15 protein-coding genes are annotated in these 18657 nt (G+C 62.7%); 3 read left to right on the top strand and 12 right to left on the bottom strand.

Going from position 1 to position 18657, the window contains the following annotated elements; translation table 11 throughout:
• Window positions 1-63 precede the first annotated feature (63 nt).
• From ET418_RS14145 to ET418_RS14135, 3 genes are all read right to left on the bottom strand, one after another.
• Window positions 64-870, bottom strand: a complete 807-nt coding sequence (locus ET418_RS14145; RefSeq protein WP_149308623.1) for a hypothetical protein — start codon at window positions 868-870, stop codon at window positions 64-66.
• Between the two features lie 224 nt (window positions 871-1094).
• Window positions 1095-2336, bottom strand: coding sequence for a DUF1015 domain-containing protein (locus tag ET418_RS14140; protein ID WP_149308621.1), 1242 nt, complete (start codon window positions 2334-2336; stop codon window positions 1095-1097).
• Window positions 2337-2597: 261 nt separating this feature from the next.
• Window positions 2598-3467, bottom strand: coding sequence for an NlpC/P60 family protein (locus ET418_RS14135; protein WP_149308619.1), 870 nt, complete (start codon window positions 3465-3467; stop codon window positions 2598-2600).
• A gap of 267 nt (window positions 3468-3734) precedes the next feature.
• Here ET418_RS14135 and ET418_RS14130 point away from each other — a divergent pair, with 267 nt between their 5' ends.
• The gene (locus ET418_RS14130) at window positions 3735-4133 is read left to right on the top strand and encodes a hypothetical protein (protein ID WP_149308617.1); all 399 of its coding nucleotides are present in this window, start codon (window positions 3735-3737) and stop codon (window positions 4131-4133) included.
• An 85-nt stretch (window positions 4134-4218) separates the two neighbouring features.
• On the opposite strand, the gene prfB is transcribed toward ET418_RS14130, so the two are convergent.
• The 9 genes from prfB to ET418_RS14085 all read right to left on the bottom strand — a co-directional run bounded on the left by prfB (window position 4219) and on the right by ET418_RS14085 (window position 12734).
• Window positions 4219-5338, bottom strand: a protein-coding gene (gene prfB, locus ET418_RS14125) for a peptide chain release factor 2 (RefSeq protein ID WP_188055590.1) whose coding sequence is annotated in 2 segments (ribosomal slippage) — window positions 4219-5268 and window positions 5270-5338 — 1119 coding nt in all. Because the reading frame shifts where the segments join, the coding sequence is not laid out codon by codon here.
• A gap of 168 nt (window positions 5339-5506) precedes the next feature.
• Window positions 5507-7063, bottom strand: coding sequence for an apolipoprotein N-acyltransferase (gene lnt / locus ET418_RS14120; RefSeq protein WP_149308614.1), 1557 nt, complete (start codon window positions 7061-7063; stop codon window positions 5507-5509).
• Complete coding sequence (locus tag ET418_RS14115; protein WP_149308612.1) at window positions 7060-7917, bottom strand: hemolysin family protein; 858 nt, start codon at window positions 7915-7917, stop codon at window positions 7060-7062. Before ET418_RS14115 ends, lnt begins: the two co-directional genes overlap by 4 nt.
• 14 nt (window positions 7918-7931) lie before the next feature.
• Complete coding sequence (locus ET418_RS14110) at window positions 7932-8603, bottom strand: diacylglycerol kinase (RefSeq protein WP_275937961.1); 672 nt, start codon at window positions 8601-8603, stop codon at window positions 7932-7934.
• A gap of 35 nt (window positions 8604-8638) precedes the next feature.
• Complete coding sequence (gene ybeY, locus ET418_RS14105) at window positions 8639-9058, bottom strand: rRNA maturation RNase YbeY (RefSeq protein ID WP_149308608.1); 420 nt, start codon at window positions 9056-9058, stop codon at window positions 8639-8641.
• Entirely contained in the window at window positions 9000-11456 is a 2457-nt protein-coding gene (locus ET418_RS14100; protein WP_149308606.1) for an HD family phosphohydrolase, read from the bottom strand. Before ET418_RS14100 ends, ybeY begins: the two co-directional genes overlap by 59 nt.
• A 132-nt stretch (window positions 11457-11588) precedes the next feature.
• The gene (locus ET418_RS14095) at window positions 11589-11870 is read right to left on the bottom strand and encodes a DUF503 domain-containing protein (protein WP_149308604.1); all 282 of its coding nucleotides are present in this window, start codon (window positions 11868-11870) and stop codon (window positions 11589-11591) included.
• Window positions 11871-11880: 10 nt separating this feature from the next.
• Window positions 11881-12168, bottom strand: a complete 288-nt coding sequence (locus ET418_RS14090) for a hypothetical protein (protein WP_149308603.1) — start codon at window positions 12166-12168, stop codon at window positions 11881-11883.
• 179 nt (window positions 12169-12347) lie between these two features.
• Window positions 12348-12734 carry a carboxypeptidase-like regulatory domain-containing protein gene (locus ET418_RS14085; protein WP_149308601.1) on the bottom strand — a complete coding sequence of 129 codons (387 nt, stop codon included), beginning with the start codon at window positions 12732-12734 and terminating at the stop codon, window positions 12348-12350.
• A 682-nt stretch (window positions 12735-13416) separates the two neighbouring features.
• Here ET418_RS14085 and ET418_RS14080 point away from each other — a divergent pair.
• Both ET418_RS14080 and metH read left to right on the top strand, forming a co-directional pair.
• Window positions 13417-15063 (top strand): methyl-accepting chemotaxis protein, encoded by a 1647-nt coding sequence (locus ET418_RS14080; protein WP_149308599.1) that lies wholly within the window; start codon window positions 13417-13419, stop codon window positions 15061-15063.
• 119 nt (window positions 15064-15182) lie between these two features.
• Window positions 15183-18644 (top strand): methionine synthase, encoded by a 3462-nt coding sequence (metH, locus tag ET418_RS14075; RefSeq protein ID WP_149308597.1) that lies wholly within the window; start codon window positions 15183-15185, stop codon window positions 18642-18644.
• The last annotated feature ends 13 nt before the right edge of the window (window positions 18645-18657 follow it).

The raw sequence follows: 18657 nt of genomic DNA, 5'->3' as shown, positions 1-18657 counted from the left end.
AGAATGTCGTTGCATGGCATGATTCAGGGCATTTGTGCTCAAAACGCGCCATATCTCCCGCTATCAGTGCTGGACGAATGCGAAACTGCCCCCCAGGGCGGTATAGGCATCCATCATCCTGCCCAGTCCCTTCTTCTCCGCATCCGTAATCGCCCGCACCCGCTCGTCCGATTTCCCGATGCAGGTGAGAGTCGCCTTGCGTGCCTTGATCAGGGCGCGCATGGCGTCGTAGGAGAGTTGGTCCACCGGGGCGTCGAAATACTCGGCCACCTTGCCGGGGGACTTCTCCTGCTTGACGGCCGTGGCAGGTATGGTGAAGGTCTTGGCGTCCGCCTTGATCCTGAAGCCGGTGATGTCCAGGGCCCGTTTGCCCACGGACTGGATGCAGAACTTGGGCCAGACGCTCCCGGACACCTCCACCAAGTAGAGGAAAAGGCCTTCGCCGAACCTGTCCCGGGGGGTCGATTCATCCAGATAGCGCAAGGGGCTTTGGGTCGTGTCCGCCTCTTTCCTGATACCGGGCAGTTTGCGGGCGCGGGGGTTGGAGGCCAGCAGCTTCCGCAACTCCTCGTATTCCGCCGAGTCCTTGGGCGCCTTGCTCAGTTGCAGGTGCGCCGTGGAGTAGTCCCCCTGGCTCACCGCATCGCGGACGGTATCCGCGACCGATTTTGAGGTGGCCTTGGATATGATGTCCGCCTTTTCCGACTCGGAGACGATGACCGCAGGTTCTTTCTTCTTGCCGGACTGGAGCGTCGAAGAGTCCCCTTGGAAAAAATGGTTGAGGGCGAAGAACAGGAGGGGGGACAGGAGTACGATGCCGACAAAGATGATCGTGTAGCGGGTTTCCTCGGGCAGCGGTTTCTTGAACATTACCGGTTCCTTCTTTACGGAAGATGTCACACGCTCAATCGGTTATACGCTTAATGGAAAAAATATCCAGAGGAATGGGAGGAGGGGAGGGGCGGTCCCGGCAGGCTCAAAGACCTTCTCCAATCTTGCGGAGCACCTCGATGGCCGAACACCCCCAGCCTTTGGCCGGGGGTGTTCGAAATGCTCGGGATGGGGCCGCCTTCTCGGAGGGGATGCCCAGCCCGTCAGGAAAGCAGGTGCACGAAGAGGCCGCTCCGCAGTTTGGGCTCGAACCAGGTGGATTTGGGGGGCATGATCCGGTCCTGGTCGGCCAGTTCGATCAGTTCGCGGATCGAGGTCGGGTAGAGGGAGAAGGCCACGGCGTACTCGCCCGAATCCACCAGCTTCACCAGTTCGTCGTTCCCCCTGATGCCGCCGACAAAATGGATGCGCTTGTCGGTGCGGGGATTGCCGATGCCCAGGATGGGGTCGAGCAGGCGGTCCTGGAGGATTGACACGTCCAGGCGGCCGACCGTGTCCGACTCGTCCACGATGGTGTCGCGGGCATGGAGTTGGTACCAGCGGCCATCCAGGTACATGCCGAACTGATGGCGCTCGCACGGTATGACCGGCACCGGGGACGGGAGGAGCGTGAAGGCCTCCTCCACCCGGGCCAGGAATTCGGCCGCGGTCCGGCCGTTCAGGTCCTTGACGGCACGGTTGTAGGGCATGATGTTGAGCTGGGTCTCGGGGAAGATGACGGTGAGGAAGACGTTGTACTCCTCCCGGCCGGTGTGGCCCGGATTCTTCTCCCGGCGCAGTTCGCGCACCCGGCCGGCAGCGGCGCTGCGGTGATGGCCGTCGGCCACGTACAGGCGGGGGATGGCGGCGAACAGGCCGGTCAGCCGGCCGATGAGCGTCTGGTCGGCGACGATCCAGAGGGTGTGGCTCACGCCGTCGTCGGTGGTGAAATCGTATTCGGGGGGGGCGGCCGTGATCCCCGAGATGATGGTCTCGATCTCTGCGCTGGAGCGGGAGAGGTAGAAGACCGGCTCGTCGTTGGCGTCCAGGTAATCGATGTGCTTGACCCGGTCATCCTCCTTGTCGGCCCTGGTGAGCTCGTGCTTCTTGATCACGCCGGACTGATAGTCGTCCACGCTGGTGCAGACCACCAGGCCGGTCTGGGTGATCTCCCCCATGCGCTGGCGGTAGACGTAGAAGCATTCCCGGTCGTCCTGGACCAGGATGCCGCGCCGGATGAATTCTGCCAGGTTTTTCCTTCCCTGCACATAGACCGGCTCGTCGTGGGGGTCGGTGCCGGTGGCGAGGTCGATCTCGGGCCGGGAGACGTGCAGGAAACTGGCGGGGTTGCCGGCCGCCATCTGGCGGGCCTCTGCCACGTTCATCACGTCATAGGGGAGGGCCGCTACCTTGTCGGCCAGATCTTTGGGGGGGCGCAACGCCCGGAACGGTTTGATAAATGCCATGGTAAAACCTCGTGGTCGTAGTCTGAATCCGATGATCCCGTCACGGATTCCATAGGAAGCTGAATCCGTGACGCCCGAACGGTTCCGCTCGCTTGGCATGCCTCAGTCCCGGCGCTGTGGGCCCGGGCTCCGTCGTGGCGGAGTACCCGCGACACGTGCGGCATGATACTTCCGGGCGGCGTTGGACTCCGGCATGACGCTCGCTCCGCCGTTCAGACGTCACGAATTCAAGGGCGTGGAACTTGTTCGTAATTGTTATTGTTATTGAAAATACCTGCGTGCGCCGATAAAGTGCCGCTCGAAATAACTTTCGTCAACAGCGGATACCTTGATGTCCTCGCCGCGGCGGGGGGCGTGCACGAACCTGCCGCTCCCCACGTAGATGCCCACGTGGCTGATGCTGTCGGCCGATGAGCCGAAAAAGAGCAAATCTCCATCCCGCAGGTCATCCTTCGCTACCTGGTCGCCGGCCTTGAACTGGTCCCGGGAGGTCCGGGGAATGCTGAGGCCGCACAGGTTGTAGACCGCCCGCACAAAGCCGCTGCAATCCATGCCGTCCACCACGTTCTCCCCGCCCCAGCGGTAGGGGATGCCCACGAAACGCTCGGCGGTGCGGGCGGCGATGGCCCCCATGTCCCGGTCGCCCCGCGCCGGTCTCGGCTGGACGCTCTCCGCGATCTTACCGGTCCGGGGCGTGCCCTTGTCCCGCGCCATTTTGGAGCTGTCGCTTAAACGGGGTGAGGTGATCTCTTCCCCGGCCGGTTTCTGCCACCCCGCTTCCCGGGGGCGGGCAAAGACGATCTCGTTGGGAGGGGCGATATAGTAGCCGCCGATCAGCCGGTCCGCCACCAGTCGTTTGGCCGCGGCGCGGGCCTTGTCCTTCGTGGCGAAGTCGCCGAAGCGCACGGCATAGATGCCGTTGTCCTTGCGGAAGTAAAAGGCCTCGATCCCCTTTTTCTGGAGGGTGTCGGTAAAGCGCTCCGCATTCTTGACGTCGGCAAAGGCGCCCATCTGGATGGCGTAGCCCAGGCGGTCGAGCCCCGATGGAGAGGCCGCGTGTCCGCAACCCGGGCTGGAAAGGAGTACGATGGCGAATAAAGCGATGATGGCTGGTTTGCAGGTAGAGAACATGGCTCGAAGATGGTCTTTGTTGTGACGTGATGAAAAGGGTCGAATGGAACTAGTATCCATAATTGACCACAGGGAGTAAAGAACTTTTTGCCCCGGTCGCCCGGCTGGCTCGTCCCGATGCGGGAGACTTGCCCCTCGTGACCCTGCAAGCAATGTTGCTTTGTGTAAAAAAATAATTGCAGTTGCAAATCGCCTGAAATATCATATAATAACAAACATTGGACAAAAGCTTGTTTATGTGCCTTGCCCTGAAGAGGGGGAAACACCATGACGACATATCCGATAACAACGGGGGGGACGGCGGCGGCAACGGACACGGCGATGGTTGTGAACCCGGTGTCAGGCGGCGTCGAAGCGGCCAATTCGACGCCGGATAGCCTGGCGGTCACCCCGGAGGCGAAAACCGCCGCGGCTGATACGGTAACCCTGCTGGGCAAGGACCGGTCCCAAGCCCAAGCCGCCATGAAAGACGCCTCGCGGGGCAAGAGCGACAAAATCGGCAGCCGGATCGGAGCGGTGCTCTTTACCTATAACTCGAAAGGCGACCTGCGCATCAGGTTCATGGACAGCACCAACACCCTGGTGTACCAGACGCCGCCGGTGATGATGGCGCGCATGATGGATCTCATGCTGCGTTCCGACTCTTCGGTGAGCGCCCTGGTCTAGACCCTGCCTGTCAGATAGAGTACCTAAAAAGCCGTTCTCCGGTCACCCCGGCAGAACGGCTTTTTTGTGTCGGCGGGCCGGCGTGCTAGTCCACATCGGCCGTCTGGCGGCGCACCCCCATGAGGTAGGCCACCACGAAATCGTCCAGGGCCCCGTCCAGCACCGCGTCCGGGTTGCCCGATTCCACGCCGGTCCGCAGGTCCTTGACCATCTTGTAGGGGTGCAGCACGTAGGAGCGGATCTGGCTCCCCCAGCCGATCTCCTTCTTCTCCGCGGCGATCTCCGAGGCCTTGGCGTTCCGCTCCTCCACCTCCCGCTCGTACAGTTTGGCCCGCAATACCTTCATGGCCGTGGCCCGGTTGAGGATCTGGCTCCGCTCGCTCTGGCAGGCCACCACGATGCCGGTGGCCAGGTGGGTGATGCGCACGGCCGAGTCGGTGGTGTTGACGTGCTGGCCGCCGGAACCGCTGGAGCGGTAGGTGTCCACCCGCAGGTCCGAGTCGGAGATCTTGATGCTGATATCCTCCTCCTCGATCTCGGGAAAAGCGTAGACCGAGGCAAAGGAGGTGTGGCGGCGGGCGTTGCTGTCGAAGGGGGAGATGCGCACCAGGCGGTGGATGCCCGCCTCGGCCTTGAGGTGGCCGTAGGCGTACTCGCCGCTAACGCTGAAGGTGACGGATTTGATGCCCGCCTCGTCCCCGGCCTGGAAGTCGGTGATGGCGGTCTTCCACCCCCTCTTCTCGCAGTAGCGCAGGTACATGCGCAGCAGCATCTCGGCCCAGTCCTGGGATTCCGTCCCCCCGGCCCCGGGGTTGATGGAGATGAAACAGGAGTTGCGGTCATGGGGGCCGGAGAGCATGCGCTGAAACTCGGCCGCCTCGACACCTTGCTGGAGGAGGTTGTTCATCTCCCTGACCTCGGCAAGGGTCGCCTCGTCCTGGGCCTCTTCGCCCAACTCGATCATTACCCGCACGTCGTCCAACTGCCGGGCGAGGGTATCCCAACTCTGGAGGAGCTTTTCCAGGGCGGTGCGCCTGCGGAGGACCTCCTGGGATTTGTCGAGTGCATCCCAGAAACCGGGTACCGCGATCTGCGCCTCGATCTCCTGAAGCGCTTCCCGCTTGTCATCTATGTCAAAGAGACCCCCGAAGTTTGGCGATCCGTTCTTCAAAGTCCTGCATTTTTGCTATTTCTTCACGAAACATGTTCTCGTACTCCTTGATGATTAGTTAATCCTTGTAAAAACAAACCGAGAGGATGGCTACCACCCCCGACCCTTTAGGCCCCAGAGGGTCCTCCTAAACTAGGAGGGGGGAAAACGCCCAGTTCTCCCCCTCCTTGATAAGGAGGGGGCAGGGGGTGGTTGATTGATTTTACTGTCGCTCCCGCCTGAACCGGGCCAACAGGACCACGCCCAGGGTAAGCATAGCACAGAACCAGGCCGGCGAGTCGCCTATTTTCAGATACAGAGAGTCGCCGCTCCCCGGCTGGATCTCGCCGGTGCACACCTCCTCCTGGAAGATGGTGCTCATGGCGCGGATGTGGCCGTTCTGGTCGATAATGGCGCTGATGCCGGTGTTGGCGGCCCGGATCAGCGGCGTGCGGGTCTCCACGGCGCGGAACACCGCGATGGAAAAGTGCTGGTAGGGAGCCGATGAACGGCCGTACCAGGCATCGTTGGTGATGTTCACCAGGATGCGGGCGCCGTTATTCACGTATTCCCGGGCCAACTCGGGAAAAACCCCCTCGTAACAGACCAGAAGGCCCGCCCGGGTCCGGCCCACATCCAACGGAGCGGCGCGTTCGCCGGGGGAGAAGTCGCCGATCCCCACCACCAGCTTGCTGACGAAGGGGAGCAGACGTTTGAGCGGCACGTATTCCCCAAAGGGGACCAGGTGTATCTTGTCCCCCCTGGCGCTGGTTTCGCCGTTGGGGGCAACGACGAAGGCGCTGTTGAGGAAGGTGCGGGTGCCGTTACGCAGTTCGTGGGCCGGGCTGCCGAAGAGCACGTAGGCGTTGATCTCACGCGCCAGGGAGCGGATCCGCTCCGCCTGCCGGAATTCGTCCTGGAAGAAGAACGGTGCGGCGCTTTCCGGCCAGACCACCAGATCGACCCCCCCACGTGCGGCCTCGCGGGTGAGCCGCTCGTAGATATCCATGGTCTGCCCCTGAAAGGCCGGGCTCCATTTCACATCCTGATCGATGTTCCCCTGGATCAGGGCCACCCTGAGGGGCGGGGCGGCGTTCTTTTCCTCACCGTTCAGACGGTTGAAGCCGTAGAAGAGGGTGGCGGTGAACAGGAGCAGGAGCAACAGGGCGCTCTTGGCGGGGTAGGGGACGTTCGCCCCGGAAACCGCACGCAGCACCCGGTAGAGGACCACATTGGTCAGCACGATCAACAGGGTGATGCCGTAGACGCCGCTCAAGTCCGCAATCTGTATCAGCGGCAGGATGCGGTACTGGGAGTGTCCCAGCATGGCCCAGGGAAAGCCGGTGAGCAGAAAGGAACGGAGAAAATCCAGGGCCACCCAGGCCACCGGCAGGGTGAATACCAGTTTGATCCTCCCCTGTTCCCCATAGCGGGCGATCAGGGTGGCCAGCCCGTAAAACAGGGCCAGCCAGGCCGCCAGGGCGAGGTAGAGCGGGATGCTGACCGCCCAGGGGAGATGGCCGAAGTGGGTGACGACGATATTGATCCAGTAGAGGATGAGGATGTAGGCGGCCAGGCCGCAGGTAAAGCCCAGGCGAAAGGCCTGGCGCAGGGATGCCCCTTCCAGGGAGATCAGGAGCGGTATCAGGGCGATCCAGGCCAGGAAGGAAAATCCGGCCGTGGGAAAGGAGAGGGCAATCAGGACCCCGGAGGCGATGGCAAAGAGCCCCGGCCGGTCGAGGACCGCTGCCAGTTGGGTACGCAGGGATGAAGTTTTCACTCGTCACCCTGCGCTTTACCGGCGATCGCTGCCTGGCGTGCGATGCGGACCTGTTTTACCTTGCGCTCGTCGGCGTCCAGAATGGTCAGGTGCAGGCCGGACCCTTCCATGGTGTCGCCGACGGCGGGGATCTTGCCGGTCAGGTGGAAGATCAGGCCGCCCACGGTGTCGAACTTGTCCCGTTCGATCTCCACGTCGAAGTGGTCTTCCAGATCCTCCACCGGCATGCGGGCGTCGGCGGTGATGGAGCCGTCGCTGTTGGCGGTGAAGAGCGCCTCTTCCCGGTCGTACTCGTCCTGGATGTCGCCCACGATCTGTTCCAGCAGGTCTTCGATGGTGATCAGCCCCGAGGTGCCGCCGTATTCGTCGATGACGATGGCCAGGTGGACCCGTTTGCGCTTGAACTCCTGGAGCAGTTGTTCCAGGTCCTTGGTCTCGGGGATAAAGTAGGGGGGGCGGATGATGGTGCGCACCTGGAGCTGCTCCTGGCCGTTACCCCAGAATTTCAGCAGGTCCTTGGCGTAGAGCAGGCCGATGATATTGTCGGTGGTGTTCTCGTAGACCGGGATGCGGGAGTGGCCGCAGGCGATGATGGTTTCCAGCATCTCGGGGATGCCGTCTTCAATGTTGACGCAGGCCATGTCGGTACGAGGGACCATGATCTCGCGCACCACCGTCGTGCGCAGTGAGAAGATGGAGCGGATCATCTCGCTCTCCTCCTCGTTGACCAGCCCTTCCTCCTCGGTGGCCTCGATAAAATCGTGGATCTCCTCTTCGGTGATCTTTTTGCGTCCGGTCACGAACCGGCTCACCAATTCGATAAAACCGGACCTTTTACTGCCGCCCTCTTCCAATGCTCTTTCCTCCTTTATGATCCAAGAAACTTAAATACGTAGAGAACGATAAACGTGAGCCCCGCCCCGAGGCATGAACCCGCCACCACCTCGCCCATGGTGTGGATGCGCATGAACAGCCGCGAGTGGCTGACCATCAGCGCCAACGCGACGGACAAGAGGGAGGTCAGCGGGTCCCGGGAGTTGAGCGATGCCGCCGTGGCGATGGAGAAGGCGATGGCCGCATGGCCGCTGGGGGCCCCGCCGTGCAGGGGACTCCCCTTGCCGAGCAGGCCCTTGAGCATGATCACGACGATCGTGACGATCAGGATCGAGACCATGGTACCGATATCCGAGGGTGCGCCGAACATTGCAAGGACCTCCCCGTAGAGCGGCAGGATGTATTTGGCCAGGATCAGGTAGCCCATGATGGCGGCCCCGCAGGCGGCGACCAGGACCGCTCCGGCCGCGGTATCCTTTGCTATTTTTGCCAAATGGTTGTAGCCGGGCGAAACCAGGTCCACCACCGCCTCCACCGCCGTGTTGATCAGTTCCGCGAAGAGCACGAACAGGATCGACAGCGCCAGCAGGGCGAATTCCAGGGGATTCACCCTGAGGAAAAGCGCCACAAGGAGCACCACCCCGGCGGAGATGAAGTGGTTGCGCATGTGCTTTTCAGTGCGGGTCGCGTGGATGATGCCCGCGATGGCACAGTTGACCGAATCGATGAACCGGTCGGGTTTTACGGGTTCAGGAACCCTTCCTTCTTCAGAAGATTGAATAATTCACTCTCCTTTTTTTCCATCCTTGCCGCTTCGGCCTCGCCGCTCCGTTCGTGGTCATAGCCGCGCAGGTGCAGGATGCCGTGCAGCAGCAGAAAGCAGATCCGATCGAAGGTTTCCATCTCCCCCTCCTCTGCCTCCCGGGCAGCGGTATCCGCCGAGATGACCACATCACCCAGGGCATGGGGCGCGATGCCGGCGTATTCCCCCTCCTGGAGGGAGAAGGAGATGACGTTGGTGGGACGGTCCTTAGCCAGGTACTCCCGGTTGATGATGCGGATGGCGCGGTCGCCGACGATGGAGACGGACAACTCGGTCTCGTCAGAACATGCCAAGGCGCTTAAGATCCTCTCCGCCACCTTTCTTAGGCGGGTCGCCATGATCCGGTGTCGTCTCTGGCGGTTGTTCAACTGTATCAGCACTTGCTTGGTCTCCGTTTCCCGGCTTGCCGTGCTCGCCGGAACTGGTTTTATGCTCGGCCTTCTTCTGGCCGCTGTTTCCACCCTTGTAGACCGGTTCGGGATAATCGACCCGGTGGTGGAAGATGCCGTTCAGGATGCGGTTGAAGCTTTTGGCGATCTCGTGGAGGTTCTTGAGGGTCAGTTCGCACTCCTCAAGCTGGCCGTCCATGAAGATATTGTTGATGATCTTCTGCACCATCCCCTGGATGCGGTCCGGGGTGGGATTGACGAGGGTGCGGGAGGCCGCCTCCACGCAGTCGGCCAGCATGACGATGCCGGCTTCCCTGGTCTGGGGTTTGGGGCCGGGGTAGCGGAAATCCTTGTCCTCCACCGTCTGGCCGTTCGCCTCTGCCTGGGTCTTGGCCCGGTCGTAGAAGAATTTGATCAACCCTGTGCCGTGGTGCTGGCGGATGATGTCGGTGATCGGCTGCCCCAGGTGCCGTTCCCGGGCCAGCTCGGCCCCCTCCTTGATATGGGAGATCAGGATCAGGGCGCTCATGCTGGGGGTCAGCTTGTCGTGGCGATTTTCTTCGCCCCCCAGGTTCTCGATGAAATAGAGCGGCTTGGAGATCTTGCCGATGTCGTGGTAATAGGCGGCCACCCGTGCCAGCAGGGGATTGGCGCTGATGGACTCGGCGGCGGACTCCACCAGATTGCCCACCACCACGCTGTGGTGATAGGTGCCCGGGGCTCGCACCATCAGATCCCGCAGGAGTGGGGAATTGAGGTTGGCCAGTTCCAGGAGCTTGATGTCGGTGGTGTAATGGAACAGCGTCTCGATGAGCGGGATGAAGCCGGAAACGAGGCCGGCGCTCAATACGCCGCTCACCAGGGCGAAAAAAACCACATAGATCGTCTGCATGCTGAACAGGGTGGCGCTGGAGGTCTGAAAGGAGAGGGCCATGGCCAGGTTGACCACCGACACCTTCAGGCCGGCGGTGTAGATGGTGCTCCGGTCCGAACACTGGCGCACCCCGTGGGCCCCCACGATGCTCCCCAGCATGGTATAGATCACCACCGTCATGTTGCTGTCGAACATGATCCCCAGGAGGGGGGCCAGGATGGCGCAATAGACCAGGGCCACCTCGGAGTTGATGAAGATGCGCACGATCATGGGGCCGGCGGCAAAGGGGAACAGGTAGAAGAAGGAGGCGGTGTCGATATCCGGGAAGACCGGGCCGATATTGTGGGTGATCAGGATCGCGATCTTGAAGAGCAGGAAGCTGCCGATAATCAAGAGCGATATGATCAGGATGTCCTTATTGGTCGGATTGAACTTGCGGATGTTCTTCAAGGCGAAACGGTAGGGGAAATAGAACAGCACCACGATCAGGGCGAAGATGCCGATGGCCGAATAGATACGGCTGCCGCCCCGGTTTTCCTGGAAGATCGTTTGCAGCTTATGGGCCTGTTCGGGGCTGATCCGCTCCCCGACCCGCACGATCATCTCCCCCTTCTGGACCTTGAAGAGCACCGGCCTGACCGATTCCGTGGCCGCCTTGGCCCGGGCCTCCGACGCCTCGCGGTTGTAGAACAGGTTCGGCAGGAGGATGCGGGCGATCACGCGGGCAATGGCACTCCCGTCGGTACGGTCGTTCTGGCCGGAAAACTGCCAGGAAGTCACCAGCCTGCGGGCCTCCCGGATCTCGGTGTACTCCAGGGCCACGTCGCTGTCCTCGACGAGTTGGCCGTTGTCGTTGATCAGCTCCAAGCCCCTTCTGGTGTCGGTCTGAAAGGCCTTGCCGTCGAGGACGATCCGGCGGCGGTACAGTTCGTTCACCATGCGGGCGGCGTCCGCCAGAAAAACCTTGTCCGAGGCGATATGGGTGAAGGCGTGGATATCCGCTGCGTTCAGTTCCGTGTCCAAAAGCGGCGTCAGCAGGGTCCGCCATTCGTGCGTACTCTTCTGGCTCTTGGCCGCACGTTCCTTGCGGACCGCGCCGACCACCTGCTCGAGCTTGCCGATGATGTAGGAGGGGACGCGGTCGCTGACGTTGTAGACCACCGGCGCGCTGTTGCCGGCCTCTTTGCGGCGCTGCTCGGTCAGGGCGTGATCTTCCACCAGGTAGTCCTGGGGGGCGCGGATATCGGAGGTGGCGATGTCGCCCGGCTTGAATTCGGCCGAGTGGAACCGCTGGCCGGGGAGCAGGATGAGGGTCAGCAGGAGGGCGGTCGTAACAAGGAGGATAAACCTGTTCCGACGGGCTGTCAGGGGGTTGGAGAACCGCTTCACGACCACGTCCAGGAGGTTCGATCCCAGTTTGCTCAGGTATGTCAGCGTATGTTGGCCCTGATTATCGGCAGGTTGGTCAGGCATAGGGGGTCATTGGTCCGGCTGGCCCCACTCTGGGGTCCATGCAATATAAGTATTTGAAATAAGATTTAAATATACCCTGCATGGACCACAGTGTCAATATAGCTCTTATTAATAGGGGGTTCGGCCCGATTTTCACACCTCGCTGATATCGGATGCCACGATCTCCACATCCGGCCATCCCTCGTAGATCCACTCTTCGATCCGCTCCAGCACCTGCCGGGCAATGACCTTGTTCGGGCTGACCGTTACGAAGGCCAGCACCGCCGCTCCGGGCGCGTCCTGGCGGTCAACCTCGGCGCAGGCGGTATTGAAACGGTTGCGGCAGCGCCCCAGGATGCTCTTGACGATGCCCCGCTTCTCCTTGAGGGAGCGGGCGGGCAGGTCCAGATGGAGTTCGAGACAGAAGATGAACATGGGGCTGGCTTCAGTCCTCCTTCAGCATCGCCCGGCACTTGGGGCAGCGGCGCAGTTGGCACAAGGATGAATAAAATGCCTGGGCCAGGGTCGCCTCGCATTGGGGGCAACGGAAAACATTCCGGGCGACGAGGATGATCACGGCCAGAGAGGCGAACTTCAGCAGGTTGGATCGATTGGCGTTCTGGTCGCCCGGCACGGCGGTCAGGCGAAAGACGATGGCGAGGACGACCATGGCCGCCATCAGCACGAGGTAGAGGGTCTTCCTCTTTTTGTACTTGCTTTGTATCTCATCCATTGGGGCGTATCTCCATCTCCCTTACCTGTCAAACCACTGTGCATCTATCTAGCAGACTTCGATGCGCCTGCAAATGTTTTTGTCACAACGTGGTTGAAACGGATAGAAAGACGGAGGCCGCCGGTTGGATGCAATTGTGCCGTCGGCCGGAGTCTCACGCCGGGCGGGCATGGGGGGCATTACCTTTTAGAGGCAATGATCTCGTGCCAGTTGTCCCGATTGAGCTCGACCAGAATGGTCTTGCCACCGGCGTATTCGGGGGAATCGATCTCTATGGTGTAGTCGTCGCGGAAAAACGGCCCCGCCAGGCTGAAGTTGCCGATATGGTCCGTGTCGGCAGTTGATACGACCGACGCTTGCGTTTTTCTCTTGAGTACGACATGCACGCCGCTGATGGGGGTAACGCGGTCCTCCTGCAAGACCGTGCCGCTTATGAGGGTCGGCTTTATTTCCGCTGCCGTCGCATTGCTCGCGGGGCTGAGGGCGTCGTCGCCCTTGCCGATGCAGCCGCTCAACGATATGCAGGAGATGCAGAAAAGTGTGGCGATAATGAATTTTCCGAACATAACGCTTCCCCTTGTCCTCCGGCCGGATTCTGTCTCTTCCCGGATGAACACGCACGCATGCAGCATGGCTGCTCTCCTGCGTCACTCTCCTTGATGCTTGAAGCCCATCCGGTGAGGTATCCGGGAATTCCGCAATTCGATGACGCGGCTGTGTGTAGGGGGATGGGGATGATCTGCTGGGATTTCTATTTTCATTAGAAATATATACCCCTATTGCTCCGAGGTAAAGCATATTTCAATAGCAATTTCAGTATGTTAAAAATATTAACATTTTCCCGCGAGGTGTTAAAAAAAATAACACTCCCGAGTGGTTTTAAAACTTGCCGTTATCACGAGATAAATTTATATTACAGCCCCTCCGGGTCTCCTTGTTTGTGTCAATTTGTCGCACTGCCGCATGACCGGGCTCTGTGCGGGCCGGATAACCATGGCCAATCCCTGCGACATTTTTTGCCGGTGGGTACATGAGTTGACTCAAATAATGTGCGTCATTTCGCTGCTTTGGCTATCTGCTGGGCACAACAGGCAACATCAGTCGCAGGCGTATACAATATATCCACTGTGTAACATTTTGGAATGATTTACTAAAATGGTTCTGCCCGTTTGGCGCGCGGATTGCTAACCGCAATGGGCACCAAAGGACCAATAGCGTCGTAATTATCATAAAACTGCGGGGGTCGAGATGAGTGTGTGGGCGGATATGAAGGTGAAGGCGAAGATCATGACGCTGGTGCTGGCGAGCTGTGCCGCGCTGCTGCTGGTGGGGGGCTTCGGGGTGGCGAACATGTCCAGCATGAACGGCGACGAGGCGGAGCTCAAGGACGGCATGCAGCAGACCGCGCTGCTGCAGGACCTGAAAAACTGCTTCCTGGCCATGCGTCTGGATGTGGTCTATATGCTGGCGCTCAGGGACGCGGACCAGATCGCCGAAAAGGGCAGGGACTTCTCCGTCCAGATCGAGAACGTCCGGACCAAGCTGGGCACGTACGAGAAGAGTTCCATCACTGCCAAGGAAAAGGAAGAGATCGGGGCGTTCCGTCAGGGATTCGAAGCCTATGCCGTGGAAGGGACCAAGCTGGCCGCGATGGCCAAGGCGGCCCACGCCTCGGGAGATGCGGCGGCCATTGGGGCGGCCCTGGCTTTTGCCACCGGCAAGGTGGCGCCCCTGTACGCCAAGCCGGCCCAGACCATCGCCGACATGGTGACGGACAACGTCAAGAGTGGTGAAGAAACCTACCGGCACAGCAGCGATACCTTCCGGCGTATCCGGCTGGTGCTCCTGGCGGTGGTGGCCCTGGTGGCGGTGATCTCCCTCCTGGGGGGCAACCTGATCGCCAACTCCGTATCCCGTCCGCTCCAGGCGGTCCTCGGCACCCTCCAAGAGGTGGCCGGGGGCAACCTGATCGTCCGTTCCCCCATCGCCAGCAAGGACGAGATGGGGATGCTGGCCCGGGAGGTGAACGGCACCGCCGAGAAGCTGCATACGATCATCTCCATGGTGGCGGGGAACAGCACCCAGGTGGCTTCCGCTGCGGCCGAACTGCACGCCACCGCCGCCGAGATGGCCACCGGGGCCGAGCAGATGGCGGCCCAGGCCGGCACCGTGGCCACGGCCAGCGAGGAGATGTCGGCCACCAGCGGCGATATCGCCCAGAACTGCCACCATGCGGCTTCCGGGGCGCTCCACTCCAGCCAGGCCGCCGAGAGCGGCGCGGGCGTCGTGGAGAACACCGTCCAGGTCATGGGACGCATCGCCAGCCGGGTGATGGACACGGCCAAGACCGTGGAGAGCCTGGGGGCGCGCAGCGACCAGATCGGCGCGATCGTGGGGACCATCGAGGACATTGCGGACCAGACCAACCTTTTGGCCCTGAACGCGGCCATCGAGGCGGCCCGTGCCGGCGAGCAGGGGCGCGGCTTCGCCGTGGTCGCCGACGAGGTGCGGGCGCTGGCGGAGCGGACCACCAAGGCGACCCGCGAGATCGGCGAGATGATCAAGGCGATCCAGGGCGAGACCAGGGGCGCGGTGGGGGCCATGGAAGAGGGGGTCAGGGAGGTGGAGAGCGGCACCAGCGAGGCGGCCAAATCGGGCGCTGCGTTGCAGGCGATCCTGGAACAGATCAACGCGGTGAACATGCAGGTGAGCCAGATCGCCACGGCGGCCGAGGAGCAGACCGCCACCACGAGCGAGATCAGCAGCAACATCCAGCAGATCAACGAGGTGGTGCAGCATACGGCGCGGGGGGCCAGCGAGTCGGTCATCGCCGCCAACCAGCTTTCCACCCTGGCCGAGGAGTTGCAACGGCTGGTGGGGCAGTTCAAGCTGTAAAGAGGTCGCAAGCCAATGGTAGTTTATGGGTAGTTTATGGGACTTATAGGTCGTATGTGACTTATAAGTCCCATTTGTGTTATAACGTCTCCTTATACCCCCGCTTAAAGGAGCCCCGCATGTCCCATCCGATCATCTCCGCCCTTGCCGAACGCATCCTGGTCATCGACGGCGCCATGGGCACCCAGCTTCAGGAACGGAACCTCACGGCCGACGACTTCGGCGGCCCCGCCTATGAGGGGTGCAACGAGCATCTGACGTTCACCCGCCCCGACGTGATCAGCGCCATCCACCGGGATTACCTGGCGGCCGGGGCCGATATCGTGGAGACCAATACCTTTGGCGCCACCGACATCGTCCTGGCCGACTACGGGCTTGAGGGGCAGGTCTTCGAACTGAACCGCCAAGCCGCCCAACTCGCCCGGGCCGCCTGCGACGCCGCGGCCACGGCCACGAAACCGCGCTGGGTGGCAGGCTCCATGGGCCCCACCACCCGCACCATCTCCGTCACCGGCGGGGTGACCTTTGCGCAGCTGGTGGAGGCATTCCGCGTGCAGGCCCTGGGGCTTCTGGCCGGCGGGGCCGACCTGCTGCTTCTGGAGACCGCCCAGGACACCCTCAACATCAAGGCGGGAGCCGAGGGGATACGCCGGGCGTTCGGGGAGCAGGGCCGCCGGGTGCCGCTGATGATCTCCGGCACCATCGAGGCCAGCGGGACCATGCTGGCCGGCCAGGGGGCCGAGGCGCTCTACGCCAGCCTGGCCCACCTGGAGGATCACCTGGGCATGATCAGCATCGGCCTCAACTGCGCCACCGGCCCGGAGTTCATGGCCGACCACCTACGGGCCCTGTCCGAGCTGGCCGCCTGCCATGTGTCGGTCTATCCCAACGCCGGGCTGCCGGACGAGCATGGCCGGTACGCCGAGACCCCCGCGTCCCTGGCCCACAAGCTGGCCCGGTTCGTGGACGAGGGGTGGCTCAATCTCGTGGGGGGCTGCTGCGGCACCACCCCGGCCCACATCGAGGCCATCGCCCGGATGGTGGCGGGGAAAGCGCCCCGCCGCCCCGGAAAGGGGCGCAGCCGGGTCATCGCCGGGATCGAGCCGTTGTTCGTGGAGGATGACGTGCGGCCGGTGCTGGTGGGGGAACGGACCAACGTCATCGGTTCGCGCCGGTTCAAGAACCTGATCGTCGCCGAACAGTTCGAGGAGGGGAGCGAGATCGCCCGGGCCCAGGTAAAGGGGGGCGCCCAGGTGATCGACGTCTGCGTGGCCAACCCGGACCGGGACGAGGCGGCCGATCTGGAACGCCTGCTCCGCTTCCTCCCCCGCAAGGTGCGGGCACCGATCATGGTCGACAGCACCGACGCCCGGGTGATGGAGCTGGCCCTGCAACGCCTCCAGGGGAAGTCCATCCTCAACTCCATCAATCTGGAGGACGGGGAGGAACGGTTCGCCCTGGTCGCGCCGCTCCTGCAACGCTACGGCGGGGCCGTGGTGGTGGGGTGCATCGACGAAGACCCGCAGCACGGCATGGCGGTCACGAGCAAACGCAAGCTGGAGATCGCCCGGCGCTCCCACGATCTCCTGGTGGGGCGCTACGGCCTGCGCCCCGAGGACCTGATCTTCGACCCGCTGGTCTTCCCCGTGGGGACCGGCGACGAGAACTACATCGGCTCGGCCCGGGAGACCATGGAAGGGGTGCGCCTGATCACCGAGGCCTTTCCCCGGTGCGGCACCATCCTGGGGATCTCCAACGTCTCCTTCGGCCTCCCCCCGGCCGGGCGCGAGGTGCTGAACTCGGTCTTCCTGCACCACTGCGTCAAGGCGGGCCTGACCTATGCCATCGTCAACACCGAAAAGCTGGAGCGCTACGCCGGCATCCCGGCCGAGGAGCTGGCGTTGGCGGAAGACCTGCTCTTCTGGCGCGGCAGCGACCCGGTGGCCGCCTTTGCCGCCCATTTCCGCCAGCGGGTCGCCGCACCCCGGATAGCGGCCGCGGCCCTGCCGTTGGACGAGCGGCTCCCCCGCTACATCATCGAGGGGAGCAAGGACGGCCTGGCAACGGACCTGGATGAGGCCCTGGGCCGGGGCGACAAGCCGCTGGACATCATCAACGGGCCGCTCATGGCCGGCATGGCCGAGGTGGGGCGGCTGTTCAACGACAACCAGATGATCGTGGCGGAGGTGCTCCAGTCGGCGGAGTCCATGAAGAGCGCGGTGGCGCATCTGGAACCGCATCTGGAGAAGGGGGACAGCGCCGCCAAGGGGAAACTGCTGTTGGCCACGGTCAAGGGGGACGTGCACGACATCGGCAAGAATCTGGTGGAGATCATCCTGGGCAATAACGGCTTTCAGGTGGTCAACCTGGGGATCAAGGTGCCGCCGGAGGAGCTGATTGCCGCGGCGCGGCGGGAAAACCCCGATTTCATCGGCCTCTCGGGGCTCTTGGTCAAGAGCGCCCAGCAGATGGCCGTCACCGCAGCCGACCTGAAGGCGGCCGGGATCGACGCCCCCCTGCTGGTGGGCGGGGCGGCCCTGTCCCGCCGCTTTGCCGACAACCGCATCGCCGCGGAGTACGGCGGCCCGGTGCTCTACGCCAAGGATGCCATGCAGGGGCTGGACATTGCCAACCGGCTGAGCGACCCGGCCCTGCGTCCCGCGCTGTTCCAGGAGCTGGGGCAGCGCCAGGAGGAATCGCGCCGGGAGGCCGCGGCCCGGCCGGCGGTCGCCCCTGCGGCCCCGTCCACCGTTCGCTCGGCCACGGCCGTGGATGGCCCGCTCCCGGCGGTCCCGGATTTCCAGGAACATATCCTCCGGGAGATCCCCCTGGACCACGTGCTCCCCTACATCAACCGCCAGATGCTCTACAGCAAGCACCTGGGGCTGATCGGCGTACTGGAGAAGCTCCTGGCCGATAAGGACGAGAAGGCGCTCAAGCTGCACGCCGAGGTGCAGGAGGCCATCGCGCTGGTCCGGGAACAGGGGCTGATCCGCCCCCACGCCCTGTACCGCTTCTACCCGGCCGCCGGGGAGGGGAACGACCTGATCCTCTACGACCCGGCAGGCTCCGGGGCGGAGGTCATGCGCTTCACCTTCCCCCGCCAGCCGGGGGAGGAACACCTCTGCCTGGCCGACTACGTGCGGCCGGTTGCCAGCGGGGAAAAGGACAGCGTGGCCCTGTTCGTCACCACCGCCGGCGCTGGGGTCCGCCGACAGGCCGAGATCTGGAAGGGGGAGGGGCTGTACCTGAAGTCGCATCTGGTGCAGGCGTTGGCGCTGGAGATGGCCGAATGCACGGCCGAATTCGTCCACCGGCGCATCCGGGACGCCTGGGGGATCAGCGACGACCCGGCTCTGTCCGTTGCCCAAATCATGGACGGGGGGTATCGCGGCATCCGGGTCTCCCCCGGCTACGCCTCCTGTCCCGAGATGGCCGACCAGGAGAAGATCTTCGCCCTGCTCCGCCCCGAGCGGATCGGCATGCAGTTGACCGAGGGGCACATGATGGACCCGGAGGCGAGCGTCTCGGCCCTGGTGTTCCACCATCCCCAGGCACGGTATTTCACCATCGGGCGGTGAAGCGGGGGGGGAA

Origin of the sequence: Oryzomonas rubra (genome assembly GCF_008369015.1) — a bacterium.
Lineage (GTDB): Bacteria > Desulfobacterota > Desulfuromonadia > Geobacterales > Pseudopelobacteraceae > Oryzomonas > Oryzomonas japonica.
This window is presented reverse-complemented; position numbering and strand designations above follow the sequence as displayed.